Source organism: Nocardiopsis dassonvillei (assembly GCF_964273065.1).
GTDB lineage: Bacteria > Actinomycetota > Actinomycetes > Streptosporangiales > Streptosporangiaceae > Nocardiopsis > Nocardiopsis dassonvillei_B.
The window spans coordinates 6,329,086-6,344,242 of sequence record NZ_OZ186815.1; the positions used below are offsets into that span (position 1 = coordinate 6,329,086).

At 76.8% G+C, this 15,157-nt stretch carries 5 protein-coding genes; all 5 read left to right on the top strand.

Translation table 11 applies throughout. The annotated features are described in order from the left end of the window. Positions 1–53 precede the first annotated feature (53 nt). The 5 genes from ACSUPR_RS28070 to ACSUPR_RS28090 are packed head-to-tail and all read left to right on the top strand — an operon-like array spanning position 54 to position 15,153. On the top strand, positions 54–6,575 hold the full coding sequence (locus ACSUPR_RS28070; RefSeq protein WP_436887939.1) for an amino acid adenylation domain-containing protein: 6,522 nt from the start codon (positions 54–56) through the stop codon (positions 6,573–6,575). Positions 6,576–6,630: 55 nt separating this feature from the next. Further along, entirely contained in the window at positions 6,631–12,123 is a 5,493-nt protein-coding gene (locus ACSUPR_RS28075; RefSeq protein WP_436887940.1) for an amino acid adenylation domain-containing protein, read from the top strand. Then, the gene (locus ACSUPR_RS28080) at positions 12,120–13,256 is read left to right on the top strand and encodes a saccharopine dehydrogenase NADP-binding domain-containing protein (RefSeq protein WP_436887942.1); all 1,137 of its coding nucleotides are present in this window, start codon (positions 12,120–12,122) and stop codon (positions 13,254–13,256) included. Before ACSUPR_RS28075 ends, ACSUPR_RS28080 begins: the two co-directional genes overlap by 4 nt. Next, positions 13,253–14,371 (top strand): Gfo/Idh/MocA family oxidoreductase, encoded by a 1,119-nt coding sequence (locus ACSUPR_RS28085; protein ID WP_436887943.1) that lies wholly within the window; start codon positions 13,253–13,255, stop codon positions 14,369–14,371. Before ACSUPR_RS28080 ends, ACSUPR_RS28085 begins: the two co-directional genes overlap by 4 nt. Further along, positions 14,368–15,153: a thioesterase II family protein gene (locus ACSUPR_RS28090; RefSeq protein ID WP_436887945.1), complete on the top strand. Its 786-nt coding sequence runs from the start codon at positions 14,368–14,370 to the stop codon at positions 15,151–15,153. The genes ACSUPR_RS28085 and ACSUPR_RS28090 overlap by 4 nt, the downstream gene beginning before the upstream one ends. The last annotated feature ends 4 nt before the right edge of the window (positions 15,154–15,157 follow it).

The following is a 15,157-nucleotide window of genomic DNA, read 5'->3' on the forward strand; positions in this document are numbered from 1 at the left end:
CAGCCATGGAGGGGTGGGGTGTCGTGTCACACCGTGGTGCGGAGGAGGCCTGTGTGATCGTGCGGGAACAGGTGGCACGGATTCTGGGAACGGACGGCTTCACCGACACCGACGACCTCTTCGACCACGGACTCGACTCCCTGGGCCTCATCCGCCTCGTCGGGCAGTGGCGCGAGGAGGGACACGACGTCACCTTCGAGGACCTGGTCACCGCGCCGACGCTGGCGGACTGGACCTCCCTGCTGGAGCGCGCGGAGCGCACCGCGGACGCGGCCCCCGCGCCCGCCGCCGCCCCCGCGGCCGGGGGCGGTCCCTTCCCGATGGCGACCATGCAGCACGCCTACTGGGTCGGGCGCGGGGACGAGCAGCCCCTGGGCGGCGTCGCCGCGCACTTCTACACCGAGTTCGACGGCCGCGGCGTCGACCCCGGCCGGCTCTCCGCCGCGCTGGACGCCGTCGTCGACCGCCACCCCATGCTCCGCGCCCGGTTCGACGGCGACGGCCTCCAGCGCATCGCCCCCGCCGGAACGGGGACCGGGCTCACCGTCCACGACCTGCGCGCGGCCGCCCCCGAGGAGGCCGGGCGCACCCTGGACCGCCTGCGCGGGGAGAACACCCACCGGCGCATGGACGTGGCCGCCGGCCACGTCCTGGACGTCGCGCTGTCGCTGCTGCCGGGCGACCGCACCCGCCTGCACGTGGACCTGGACATGATCGTGGCCGACGCGCTCAGCCTGCGCGTCCTGCTCGACGACCTCCTGGCCGCCTACGAGGGCCGCGACCTGCCCCCGCTGGACTACGACTTCGCCCGCTACCTGTCCGACCGCCGCCGCGACAGCGGCGCGGTCGAGCGGGCACGCGCCTGGTGGCACGAACGCCTGCGCGACCTGCCCCCCGCCCCCGAACTCCCCACGGTGGTCGACGCCTCCCGGCCCACCCCGGCCGGCTCCCCCCTCGCCCGGTCCACCCGCCTGCACCACCGGCTCACCCCGGAACGCACCCGGATGCTGTCCGACCGGGCCCGCGCCGCCGGGGTCACCCCCGCCGCGGCCCTGGCCGCCGCCTTCGCCGAGGTGCTCGGCGCCTGGAGCGCCTCGCCCGCCTTCACCCTCAACCTGCCGCTCTTCGACCGGGCGCCGCTGCACCCCGACGTGGACCGGCTGATCGGCGACTTCAGCGGTTCGGTGCTGCTGTCCGTCGACACCTCCGACGCGGTGCCCTTCGCCGACCGGGCCCGCACGGTCCGGCACGACCTGCACGCGGCGGTGGACCACGGCGCCTACGGCGGGGTGGAGGTGCTCCGCGACCTGGCCCGCCTCGACGGCGGCTCGATGACGCCGATGCCCGTCGTCTACACCAGCGCGATCGGCCTGGGACCGCTGTTCGGCGAGGCCGTCCAGAACGCCTTCGGCGCCCCCGTGCACATCATCTCCCAGGGCCCCCAGGTGTGGCTGGACGCCCAGGTCACCGAGCTGGACGGCGGCCTGCTGCTCAACTGGGACCTGCGGGAGAACGCGTTCGCCCCCGGGACCGCCGAGGCGGCCTTCGACGCCTACCGGGGCCTGGTCGAGTCCCTCATCGACGATCCCGGGGCCTGGTCGCGCCCCTTCCGGCCGCGCGTCCCCGCCGTGCTCGACGGCACCCGCGCCACCCCGGCCGCCGACCTGCCCGCCCCCGCGCCGCGCACCCTCCACGAGAGGTTCTTCGAGCACGCCCGCACGGCGCCCGGCGCCGTCGCCCTCATCTCACCCGAGGGGAAGGAGACGACCTACGGGGAGCTGGCCGAGCGCGCCCTGCGCATCGCCGGAGCGGTCGCCGACGCCGCCCCGGCAGGGGAGGCCGTCGCCCTGTGCCTGCCCCGGGGCACCGACCAGGTCGCCGCCCTGCTGGGGATCCTCGCCGCGGGCTGCGCCTACCTGCCGGTGGGCGGGCACCAGCCCCCCGCCCGCAGGCGCGCCATCCTGGAACGGGGCGCCCCCGCCCTGCTGCTCTCGGACGACCCCGCCGTCCTCGCCGACACCGACCTGCCCGCGCTCACCCTCGCCCAGGCCCTGGCGGGCCCGGCCGCCGAGCCCCGGCCCACGGCACCGGACGCCCCCGCCTACGTGCTCTTCACCTCGGGGTCGACCGGCGCCCCCAAGGGAGTGGAGGTGCCCCACCGGGCCGCCGCGCACACCGTCGACATCCTCAACGCCCTCCTGGACGCGGGGCCGCGGGACCGTACCCTGGCCCTCGCCGAGATCGACTTCGACATGTCGGTCTTCGACCTCTTCGCCCCCCTGTCGTCGGGGGGAGCCGCCGTCCTGGTGGACTCCGGCGACCGCCGCGACGCCGCCGGATGGGCGGGCGCGGCCGAGCGGGCCGGGGCCACCCTCCTCAACTGCGTGCCCACCCTGCTCGACATGCTGCTGACCGCCGTCGAATCCGGTCTGGCGGCGGCCCCGCCGCTGCGCGCGGTCCTGCTCGGCGGCGACCGCGTCGGCACCGACCTGCCCGGGCGACTGCGCGCGATCGCCCCCGGGAGCCGCTTCCTGGCACTGGGCGGGATGACCGAGGCCGCCGTCCACTCCACCCTGCTGGAGGTCGACGAGCCCGACCCCGCCTGGAGCCACGTCCCCTGGGGCCGCCCGCTGCCCGGTGTGCGCTGCCGGGTCGTCGACACCCAGGGGCGCGACCGCCCCGACCTGGTGCCCGGCGAGCTCTGGGTGGGGGGAGCCGGACTGGCCCGCGGCTACCGGGGCGCCCCCGCCACCACCGCCGACCGGTTCGTGCACGCCGACGGGCGGCGCTGGTACCGCACCGGCGACGCCGCCCGCCACCTCCCCGACGGATCCCTGGAGTTCCTCGGCCGCCTGGACCACCAGGTCAAGGTCAACGGGGTGCGGATCGAGACCGGCGAGGTCGAGGCCGCCCTGACCGCGCACCCCGGGGTCGCGTCCGCCGCCGCCCTCGTCCTGCCCGGCCCGGTCCCCGTACTCGCCGCCGCAGTCGTCCCGGTCCCCGACGCCGCCGGAGGCGCCGGCCCCGCGGACCTCGACGGGCACCTGCGGGCCCTGCTGCCCGCGACCATGGTCCCCGCCGTCCTGGAGGCCCTTCCGGAGATCCCGCTCACCCCCAACGGCAAACCCGACCGCGCCGCACTGGCGCGCCTGCTGCGCGACCGCGTCGCCGGCGCCCCGGACCCGGGCGACCCGCCCCGGGGGGAGCGCGAGCGCGAGGCGGCCGCCCTCTGGTCCGACCTGCTGGGGGTGGACTCCGTCTCCCGCACCTCCTCCTTCTTCGCCCTGGGCGGCGACTCCCTGCTCGCCACCCGGCTGGTGGCAGCACTGCGGGAGCGGGGGTACGCCGGCGCGGCCGTCACCGACCTGTTCGTCCACCCGGTCCTGGCCGACTTCGCCGCCTCCCTGCCGGAGAGGGGGGAGGCGGACCGGCGGCGGACCATCGAGCACGACCCCGCCTCCCGGTACGAGCCCTTCCCCCCGACCGGGGTGCAGCGGGCCTACCTCACCGGCCGCGACCCCGCGTTCACGCTGGGCGGCGTGGGCACCTACCACTACACCGAGTTCGACGGCGCCGACGTGGACCTGGAGCGCCTCGAGCGTGCGCTGGACCGGCTCGTCGCCCGCCACGACATGCTCCGCGCCGTCTTCGGTGAGGACGGCGACCAGCGCGTCCTGCCCCAGGTCCCCCCGGTGCGCATCCCGGTGGAGGAGGCCGGACCGGGCGATCCGGGACCGGCGCTCGACGCCTTCTTCGAGACCATGTCCCACCGGGTCCTGGACCCCGCCCGCTGGCCGCTGTTCGACGTCCGCGCGCTGCGCTACACCCTGGAGGGGAACGAGCGGGTGCGGCTGGGAGTCGGCCTGGACTACCTCGTCCTGGACGCCCTCAGCATCATGACCCTCTACACCGAACTGGACCTGCTGTACCGCGACCCCGACGCGGCCCTGGAACCGGTGGACGTCACCTTCCGCGACTACGTCACCGGGGTCTCCGACGACCCGGAGCGGCGGGAGCGGGCCCGCGGCTACTGGCGGGAGCGGGTGCGCGACCTGCCCCCCGCCCCGGACCTGCCCCTGGCCGCCGACCCCGCGCGGATCCGCGAGCCCCGGTTCACCCGCCGCGCCGACCACCTGTCCCCCGGGGAGTGGCGGGCGCTGACCGGCCTGGCCCGCTCCTCGGGGATCACCCCCTCGACCCTGCTCCTGGCCTGCTACGGCGAGGTCCTCTCCGCCTGGAGCGGCCGGACCGCCCTCAGCCTCACCCTCACCCTGTTCAACCGGCGCGACGCGCACCCCCACATCGGCCGCGTCCTGGGCGACTTCACCTCCCTGGCCCTGACCTCCTACCACCGCGAGCCGGGACAGGACCCGCTGGCCGCCGCCCGCGCGCTCCAGCGCAGGCTGGGGGAGGACCTGGACCACCGAGAGGTCTCCGCCGAGGAGGTCCTGCGGGAGCTGACCCGCCGGGACGGCACCGCCCAGGCCGGGGTGCCGGTGGTGTTCACCGGCTCCGTGGGCGTGGGCGAGGGGGTCTCCCTGGACCTGTCGCCCGAGTTCCCCGCCCGGGTGCGGGGGCTGTCCCAGTCCCCGCAGGTCCACCTGGACAACCAGGTCCTCGAACGCGAGGGCGGTCTCGACGTGTACTGGGACGCGGTGGAGGAGCTGTTCCGCCCCGGCGTCCTGGACGGCATGTTCGCCGCCTACCTGGACCTGCTGCGCGGCCTGGCCCGCGGCGGCGCGCAGGCCTGGCCGGAGCTGGTCGCCGACCCGCTGCCCACAGCCCAGGCCCGGGTCCGGGCCTCCATGAACGACACCGGCGGCCCCCGCCCGGTGGGAGCGCTCCACGACGCCTTCTTCTCCGGGGCCCGCGAACGGGCCGACGACCCCGCCCTCATCACCGCCGACGGTGTCCTCACCCACGCCGAGACCGCCGAGCGCGCCCTGCGGATCGGGGCCGGGCTCCGAGCCCGCGGCGTGCGCCCCGGGGACGCCGTCGGCGTCCACCTGCCCAAGGGCGCCGACCAGGTCTGCGCCGTGCTGGGGGTGCTGGCGGCCGGGGCCGCGTACGTTCCCGTCGGGACCGGCCAGCCCCCGCTGCGCCGCGCACGCGTGCACGCCGCGGCGCGCACGGTCCTGACGATCGGAGCCGACGAGGCCGCCGGGCGCTCCGTGGAGGTCGCCGACCTGACGGAGTCCGCCCCGCTGGACGCCCCCCTGCCCGCCGCCCCGGGCGCGACCGCCTACGTCGTCTTCACCTCGGGGTCCACCGGCGACCCCAAGGGGGTGGAGATCACCCACGGGGCGGCCCTGAACACCGTCGCGGAGATCAACGACCGCTACCGCGTCGGGCCCGGCGACCGGGTCCTGGCCCTGTCGGCCCTCGACTTCGACCTCTCGGTCTACGACGTGTTCGGGCTGCTCGGCGCGGGCGGGGCCCTGGTCGTCCCGCAGGAGGAGGAGCGCCGGGACGCCCGGCGGTGGCTGGAGCTGTGCGCCGAGCACCGGGTGACGGTGTGGAACACCGTGCCCGCACTGCTGGACATGCTGCTCCTGGCGGCCGAGGGCGCCGAGCCGCCCGGTTCCCTGCGACTGGCCCTGGTCTCCGGCGACTGGGTCGGCACCGACCTGTCCCGGCGGCTGCGCACCGCCAACGGCGGCCGCACCCACCTGGTCGCCCTGGGCGGCGCCACCGAGGCGTCCATCTGGTCCAACGCCTTCGACGGCGGGCACGCCCCCCGGGGCTGGCCGTCGGTCCCCTACGGCACCCCGCTGCGCAACCAGCGCTACCGGGTCGTGGACCCCCACGGCCGGGACTGCCCCGACTGGGTGCCGGGGGAGCTGTGGATCGGCGGCGCCGGGGTGGCCCGCGGGTACCGGGGCGACCCCGAGCGCACCGCGGCCCGTTTCGTCACCGCCGGCGGCGAGCGGTGGTACCGCACCGGGGACCTGGGCCGGTACCGCTCCGAGGGCCTGCTGGAGTTCCTGGGCCGCACCGACCGGCAGGTCAAGGTCGGCGGCCACCGGCTCGAACCCGGCGAGGTCGAGGCCGCGCTCGAGGACCACCCGGCGGTGCGCCGGGCGGCGGTGGTGGCGGTGGGGGACCGCGCCTCCCGGAGGCTCACGGCCTTCGTGGTCGCCGAGGGCCGCACACCCTCCCACGGCGACCTCACCGCCCACCTGGCCCGCCGGCTGCCCGCCCACGCCGTCCCCGGCACCGTGCGCGTCCTGGAGGACATCCCGCTCACGCCCAACGGCAAGGTCGACGCCGCCGCACTGGCGTCCCTGGCCGAACACGACGCCCCGGCCCCGGGCGCGCCGCCCGCCGACGACACCGAGAAGCGGATCGCCCGCGTGTGGGAGGAGGTGCTCGGCGTTCCGGTGGACGACCGGGAGGCCAACTTCTTCGCCCTGGGCGGCAGCAGCCTCCTGGCCATCCGCATGATCACCACCCTGCGCCGGGAGTCGGCCGGGGAGATCTCCACCCGCTCCTTCCTGGCCGTCCCCACCCTCGCCGCACTCGCCGACCAGGTCCGCGCCGCCGGGCCGGCCGACCTGCAGACCGGCGTCATCTGACCCCGCCCCCACCCGACCGGGGACCGCATCCCCGGACCCCTGAGGAGAAGACACCGTGCAGCCCACCCCCGCCAGCCCCGAAGACCTGCGCGCCCTGCTCGACGAACTCCGGGCGGACGGCGTCCACCTGTGGGCCGACGCCGGGCGCGTCCACTTCCGCGCGCCCTCGGGCACCCTCACCGACGAGCGGCGCGCGCTCCTGCGGGAGCACCGCGACGCGGTCCTGGCCCTGCTGGAGGAGCCGGCCGTACCGGCCCTGGTACCCGATCCCGCGTCACGCCACGAGCCCTTCCCCCTGACCGACGTCCAGGGCGCCTACCTGGTCGGCCGGGGATCGGCCTACGACTACGGCGGGGTGGCCTGCCACGCCTACGCCGAGCTGGAGTTCGACGACCTGGACCCCGACCGGCTCCGCACGGCGTGGAACGCCCTGGTGGAACGGCACGACATGCTGCGCGCCGTGGTCTCCCCCGAGGGCCACCAGGAGGTCCTGCCCAAGGCCCCCGGCGAGTCCCTCACCGTCACCGACGTGGGCGCGGCCGACCCCCGCCCCCACGTCGAACGGGTCCGGGAGCGGCTGCGCGACCTGGTCCCCGACCCCTCGTCCTGGCCGCTGGTGCGCCTGCACCTGACCCGCGGGTCCGGCCCGGCGGTCCTGCACCTGTCCGTCGACCTGCTCGTCGCCGACCACACGAGCGTGCGCCTGCTCCTGGAGGAGCTGCGCGCGCTCTACGAGGACCCCTCCCTCGAGCTCCCCGCCCTGGAGGCGACCTTCCGGGACCACGTCCTGGCGCAGCGGGCGCTGCGCGACGGCGCCGGGTACCACCGGGACCGCGCCTACTGGACGGACCGCGCGGACGCACTCCCCCCGGCGCCCGAACTCCCCCTGGCCGACCACGCCGCCGACGCCTCGGCGCGGTTCACCCGGCTGTCCGCCCGCCTGGAACCCGAGGTGTGGGAGGCACTGCGCGCCCGCGCCGCGGAGCGGGGCCTGACCCCCTCCGCAGTCACCCTGGCCGCCTACGCCGAGGTCGTCGGCCTGTGGTCGCGCCGGCCCGACTTCACCCTCAACCTGCCGGTGCCCCGGCGCCCCGCCGCCCACCCGGACCTGGACCGCGTCGTCGGTGACTTCACCTCGCTGACCCTGCTGGCGGTGCGGGCCGACGACGGCGCCACCTTCACCGAGCGCGCGGCCGCCCGCCAGGCCCGGCTCATCGAGGACCTGGACCACGGCCTGTACTCGGGCAACGAGCTGCTGGCCGAGCTGTCCCGGCGCCGGGACGAGGCGGCCGTGCTGATGCCGGTGGTCTTCACCGGCGCGCTGGGCGCCGACGACGGGGAGGCCGACCCCGGCGCCTGGGCCGCCCGCGAGGTGTACGGGCTGTCCCAGACCCCGCAGGTGTGGGTGGACTGCCAGGTCTCCCTGAACGGCGGCGCCCTGGCGATGCGCTGGGACGTCCGCGAGGGGGTGCTCTGCGAGGGCGTCGCGGAGGACGCCTTCCGCGCCTACCACGACCTGCTGCGCCGCCTGGCCGGATCCGACGCCGCCTGGGACGCGGCGGACCCGGTCCCGCTGCCCGCCGAGCAGGTGTTCGTGCGGACCCGGGCCAACTCCACCGAGGGGCCGCTGCCCGACGCGCTGCTCCACGAGAACGCCCTCGCCCGCGCCCTGGAGACCCCCGACGCCCCGGCCGTGCTGCACGGCGGCGGCGTGCTCTCGCACGGGGGGCTGTGGCGGCGCGCCTCCGGCACGGCGGCCCTGCTGCGCGACGCCGGCGCCCGGCCGGGCGACCGCGTGGCCATCGTCATGGACAAGGGCCCCGAGCAGGTCGTCGCCGCCTACGCCGCGCTGCTGGCCGGAGCGGTCTACGTCCCGGTCGACACCACCCAGCCCGCCGCGCGCCGCCGCGCCATCCTGGGCGACGCCGGGGTCCGGCACGTCCTCACCCAGTCCTGGCTGGCCGCCATCGGCGACTGGGACGCGGACACGGCCGTCATCGAGGTCGACACCGCCCCCGAGGGCACCGCCCCGACCTCCCTCCCCGAGCGGCCGGTCTCCCCGGACGACCCGGCCTACGTCATCTACACCTCCGGCTCCACCGGCACCCCCAAGGGCGTGGTCATCGCGCACCGCGCCGCCCTCAACACCGTCGAGGACGTCGACCGCCGCTTCTCCGTGGGCCCCGACGACCGGGTGCTGGGCCTGGCGGCCCTGGGCTTCGACCTGTCCGTCTACGACCTCTTCGGCCCCCTGGGGCGGGGCGGGGCGATCGTGCTCCCCGACGCCGAGCGGCGGGGCGACCCCTCGCACTGGGCCGAGCTGGCCCGCGAGCACGGGGTCACCCTGTGGAACTCCGTGCCCGCGCAGATGGGCATGCTCGCCGACTACCTGGCCACGGCCCCGGACAGGGCCCCCGAGAGCCTGCGGGTGGCGCTGCTCTCCGGCGACTGGATCCCCCTCACCCTGCCCGAGCGGGTCCGCGCCCACCTGCCCGGCACCGAGCTGTACGGCTTCGGCGGGGCCACCGAGGGCTCCATCTGGTCCATCCACCACCGCATCGGCGAGACGGACCCGTCCTGGCCGAGCATCCCCTACGGCCGCCCCCTCACCAACCAGACCTTCCACGTGCTCGACGAGCGCATGCGCGACCGGCCCGACTGGGTCGCCGGGGAGCTCTACATCGGCGGCGCCGGCGTCGCCACGGGCTACCTGAACGACGAGGCCCGCACCATCGAGCGCTTCGTCTCCCACCCCCGCACCGGTGAGCGGCTGTACCGCACCGGCGACCTGGGCCGGTACCGGCCCGGCGGCGACATCGAGTTCCTCGGCCGGGAGGACGACCAGGTCAAGATCCGGGGCCACCGGGTCGAGCTCGCCGAGATCGAGGCGGCGGTGCTGTCCCACCCGGCCGTGGCCTCCGCGGCCGTCCTGGCCGTGGGCGACCGCCGGGACCGGCGCCTGGCCGGCTTCGTGGAGACGGCCGTGCGCGCGACGGGTCCGCACGCCGCCGTGGAGGAGGCCGTCGCCGACGCCGCCCGCGCCGCGGTCGACGGGGCCACGGCCGGACTGGACCGCGCCGACCTCGACGCCTTCCTGGACCGGATGCGCACCACGGCACTGGAGGCGATCACCCTCACCCTGACCGGGGCGGGCCTGTTCCGGGGCTCGGCCCACACCGCCGCCGAGGCCGCCCGCGCGCTGGGGGCGGACCGCAGGCACCACCGGCTGGTCCGCCGCTGGCTGGAGGCGCTCGCCGACGCCGGCCGCCTCACCCGCGACGGCGACGCCTTCCGCACCCCGGTCCCGGTCACCCGCGAGGAGCACGCCCGGGGCTGGGAGGAACTGGCCGCACTGGAGGCCCGCGTCGACTACGGCACCGAGGTCCTGGACTACATGCGCGCCTGCTCCGAGCGGCTGCCCGAACTCCTGCGCGGAGACCTGGACGTGCGCACCCTGCTCTTCCCCGGTGCCGCGCTGGACACCGCCGGCGCCGCCTACCGCGACAACCTCGCCATCCGCCACCTCAACGCCTCCGCCGCCGCGGCGCTCGCCGAGATCGCGCGCCGCCGCACCGGCGACACGCCCCTGCGGGTCCTGGAGGTCGGCGCCGGGGTGGGCGGCACCACCGAGGCCGTCGTCCACGCCCTGGCCGGGCACGCCGTCGACTACCGGTTCACGGACCTGTCGCCGTTCTTCCTCACCGAGGCCAGGGAGAGGTTCGCCGACTTCCCGTGGGTGTCCTTCGGCCTGTTCGACCTCGACCGGGACCCCCGGTCCCAGGGGCGGGAACCCAACTCCTTCGACGTGGTCGTGGCGGCCAACGTCCTGCACAACGCCGTCAGCGCCGACACCGCACTGGCCCGCCTCGGGGAGATGCTCGTCCCCGGCGGCCACCTGCTCTTCATCGAGACCACCCTCGAACACGACCCGGCCCTGCTGGTCTCCATGGAGTTCATGGAGGGCCTGGGCGGGGGCCACCGGGACGCCCGCACCGACGACGACCGGACCTTCCTGGACCGCGCCCAGTGGGCGGACTCCCTGGAGCGCGCCGGGGCGGCGCTCCCGCTCGTGCTCCCCGACGCCGCCGACCCGCTCTCGGGGACCGGGCAGACCCTGTACCTGACCCGGCTCAAGACGGACCGGGCCCCGGTCGGCCCGGACGAGCTGACCCGCCACACCGCCGCGCGCCTGCCGGACTACATGGTGCCCGCCCGGTGGCGGATCCTGGACTCGCTGCCGCTGACCGGCAACGGCAAGGTCGACCGCGCCGCCCTGGTCCGCGACCTGCCCCGGGAGGAGGGCGCGACGGCGGTGGAGACCCGGTCCGCCGAACCCGCCGACGACCTGGAGCGCGCCCTGGCCGCGCTGTGGGCCGAGCTCCTGGAGCGGGCGCGGGTGGGCCGCGACGACGACTTCTTCGACCTGGGCGGCGACTCCCTGCTGGTCGCCCGGATGGTGGGGCGCCTGGGCGAGGTCCTGCCCGGCACCGGCGACGACATCGAGTGGGAGGTCGTGCTGCGCCACATGCTGCGCACGCCGACCGTCGCGGGCCTGGCCTCCTACCTGCGCGACCTCTCCGGACAGAGGGACGCCGCCCCCACGGGCATCGCCGACCCGTACGTGCCCCTCAACGGCCCGGGCGGCGGCACGGTCACCGCCCTCGTCCACGCCGGAACGGGCACGCTCATCCCCTACCGGGCCCTCATCACCGAGATCCGCCGCCGCGCCGCCGGGCGGAGCACGCTGGTCGGCCTGGAACTTCCCGACGTTCCCGCTTTCCTGGCGGCCGACCCGGCCACGGTCATCGAGAAGTGGGCGGCCGACTACGCGCGGGCGCTGCTGGAGCGCGGCGGCGACCGCTTCCACGTGGTGGGCTACTGCCTGGGCGGGCTCATCGCCACCGAGGTCGCCCGCACCCTCACCGAGGCCGGGGCCGAGGTCGCCTCGCTCACCGCGATCAGCACGCACCGCCCGCCGTTCCGGCTCGACGACGAGCTCATCTCCGAGTACGCCTTCGCCGTCATGATGGGCATCGACCCGGTCTCCGTCGGGTTCCCCGCCGACGAGAACCGGGTGTCGGCCGCCTCGGACCTGCTGCTGGAGGCCACCCCCGGGCTGCTCCCGGACGGTGCCATCGGCCGGCTGGAGGGGGAGTACGCCGACGTCGCCGCGTGCTTCCGCGCCCTGGCCGAGGTGCCGCGCGAGGTGCGCACGGCACGCATGTGCGCGGCCGTCCCGCCCTCGGCGGGCACCTACGAGCCCGAGGCGCTGGACGAGATGTTCCGCATCTTCCGCCAGAGCGTGTTCTCCATCTCCCGCTACGAGCCGCAGCCCTACGCGGGCGACGTCACCTTCGTCCGGCACGGCGGCGCCTACCCCTTCCCCGGGAACAAGGAGAGCGTCACCGCCTACTGGGAGCGGCTGGTCCTGGGCGAGCTCTCGGTCGTGGACGTCCCCGGCGACCACTTCGGGATGCTGTCGGTGCCCTACGCGCCCGGGATCCTCAGGCACCTGGACACCGTCACCGGCGGGGACGTGATCCGGTGACGGGGGAGGAAGCCCTGATCGGTGTGGTGGGGGCCTCGGGCGCGGTCGGCGCCCCCGCCGCCCGGTTCCTGCGCGCCCTGGGGCACGCCCGCCTGCGGCTGGGCGGGCGCCGCCCCGGGCCGCTCGAAGCCCTGGCCCGCGAACTGGGCAGGGGGGCCGAAGCCGTGCCCGTCGACGTGCACGACCCCTCCTCCCTCGCGGAGTTCTGCGGGGGGTGCACCGTGGTGCTCAACTGCGCGGGCCCCTCCTACGCCCTGGTCGACAGGGTCGCGCTCGCGGCCCTGGCCGCCGGAGCGGACTACGTGGACGTCACCGGCGACGAGCCCGTGGTCGCCGCCCTGACCGGGAACCCGCTGCTGGAGGGACGCACCGCCGTGGTGTCGGCGGGCCTGCTGCCGGGCCTGTCGGCACTGCTGCCCCGCCTGGTGGCGGCCCGGCACGGGCTGACCCGGCTGCGGGCCCACGCGGGGGGCCTGGAGCGGTGCACCGAGGCCGCCGCGGGCGACCTGCTGCTGTCCCTGCCCGGAGCCGCGGACGCCGCCGCCGTGTTCGGGACGCCGCTGGCGGCCTGGCGCGGCGGGGAGGTGGTGCCCCGCGCCCTGCGCGCCGCCGACGGCGTGCGGGCCCCGCACTTCCCGCTGCCCGGGTTCGTCCAGCCCTTCCTCACCGAGGAGGTGCGCAGGCTCGCCCGCGACCTGGGTCTGCGCGAGGCGGAGTGGTCCAACGTCCACCTCGGCGCCCGGTCGCGCACCCTGCTGTCCTCGCTCGCCGGACGGCCGCCGGCCGACCTCGCCGGAGCCTCGGCGGACCTGCGCCGGGCCGCCGACCTGGACCTGGCCGGACGCGAACCGTTCCACCTCCTCGTCCTGGAGCTGCGCGACGGCCGGGGCCGGGACACCACCCTGGTGCTGCGCACCGCGGACGGCTACCGCACCACCGGCCACGTCGGCGCCTGGACGGCGCTGGAGGTCCTGGAGGGGCGGGTGCCCCGGGGGGTCCACCACGCGGCCGACGTGCTGGACCCCGAACCCGCGGTCGCCGCGCTCTTCGCCGACCCCCGGACCGGGACCCTCAAGGAGTACGAGGGCGCGTCCGGGCCGGAGGGCGCCGCCGTCGAGGAGGGCGCGCTGTGAACGGCAGGCCGCTGCGCACCGTCGTCTGCGGGACGGGGTTCGGGCGCTTCTACCTGGAGGCCCTGCGCCTGCTCCCGGAGGAGTTCGCCCCGGCCGGGATCCTGGCCCGGGGCGGGGCCTTCTCCCGGACCTACGCCCGTGAGCAGGGACTGCCCCTGTACACCTCCGTCGCGGACCTGCCCGGGGACGTCGACGCGGCCTGCGTGGCCGTGGGATCGGCGGTCTCGGGCGGCCCCGGCGCGGAGATCGCCCACGACCTGCTCGCCCGGGGCGTCCACGTCCTCCAGGAGCACCCGGTCCACCACGACGAGCTGGCCGGGCTGTTGCGGGCGGCGCGCGGTGCGGGCCTGGTCTACCACCTCGACCCGTTCTACCGGTACGTCCCGGCCATCGGGCGGTTCCTGGACGCGGCGGCGGAGATGCGCCGCCGGGGACCGGTCCTGGCCGTGGACGCCACCTCCGCGCTCCAGGTGCTGTACCCCCTGCTGGACGTGCTGGGACGCGCCCTGGGCGGGCTGCGCCCCTGGGCGGTCACCGACCCGCTGCCCGCGGACCCCGAGGCCGCGCACCTGGCCGCGACGCCCCAGCCCTACCGCGTGGTGCAGGCGACGGTGGCCGGGGTCCCGGTCACCCTGCGCGTCCAGAACCAGATCGACCCCTCCGACGGGGACAACCACGCCCTGCTGTGGCACCGGCTGTCCCTGGCCGGAGAGGGCGGGGCACTGGCCCTGGCCGACACCCACGGGCCGGTGCTGTGGCATCCGCGGCTGCACGCGCCCCGGGACGGCCACGGGCGCCTGAGGTCCACCGGCCCCGGGACGGACCACCTGGACGAACCCGCCGTCACCGTGCTGGAGGGGACGCTGCCGCCCTCCCACCGGGAGGTCTTCGCCCGCGTGTGGCCCGGGACGCTCGCCCGCGCCCTGGCCGACTTCGCCGCCGACGTGCGGACGGGCGCCGACCCCCTGCCGCGCGGCCAGTTCGACCTGTCCGTGTGCCGCCTGTGGCACGAGGTCACCGGCCGCCTCGGCCGCCCCGACATCATCCGGCCCGCCGCCCCCACCCCCTGGCGGGCCGCCGACCTGTACCGCGCCGCCCCGATGGGAGCCCCATGACCGCCACCGCACCCGGATCCTGGCTTCGCCGCCCCCGGCCCCGACCGGGGGCGGGGCTGCGCCTGGTCTGCCTGCCCCACGCCGGGGGAGGGGCGGGCGCCTACCGGGCCTGGGCCCCCCTGCTGCCCGACGGGGTCGACCTGCTCTGCGTACAGTACCCCGGCCGGGAGGACCGCTTCGGGGAGCCTCCGGCGCAGGACATGGCCGAGCTCGTCGCCGCGGTCGCCGGGGAGCTCACCCCCTTCCTCGACCGCCCCTACGCCCTGTTCGGGCACAGCATGGGCTCGGCGGTCGCCTACGAGCTGGCCCGTGCCCTGCGCGATGGCGGCGCCCCCGCCCCCGAGCGCCTCTTCGCCTCGGGTCGCAGGGCCCCGGCGGACGCGCCGCCCGGCCGGGTCCACGAGGGCGACGACGACGCCCTCGTGGAGGAGCTGCTCCGCCTGGGCGGGACCGAGGAGGAGGTTCTGGCCGACCCGGGGCTGCGCGAGGCCGTCCTGGGCTACATCCGCGCCGACTACCGGCTCGTCGAGCGCTACCGGCCCTTCCCCGGGGCTCCCCTGGACTGCCCCGTGAGCGTGTTCCTGGGGGACGCCGACCCCGAGATCGACACGTCCAACGCCGGGCGGTGGTCGGCGACCACCACCGGCCGCGTCGACGTGCAGGTGTTCCCGGGCGACCACTTCTACCTGGTGCCGCGGCGGCGGGCCGTCCTGTCCGCACTGCTGCGCCGGCTGGACCCGGCACTGGCCGCCGCCGCCTCGCCGTGGCCCAGCACCCCCTGACCCC

Coding starts and splice junctions, on each gene's coding strand:
- ACSUPR_RS28090 (WP_436887945.1), top strand. CDS start 14,368: ATGACCGCCACCGCACCCGGATCCTGGCTTCGCCGCCCCCGGCCCCGA.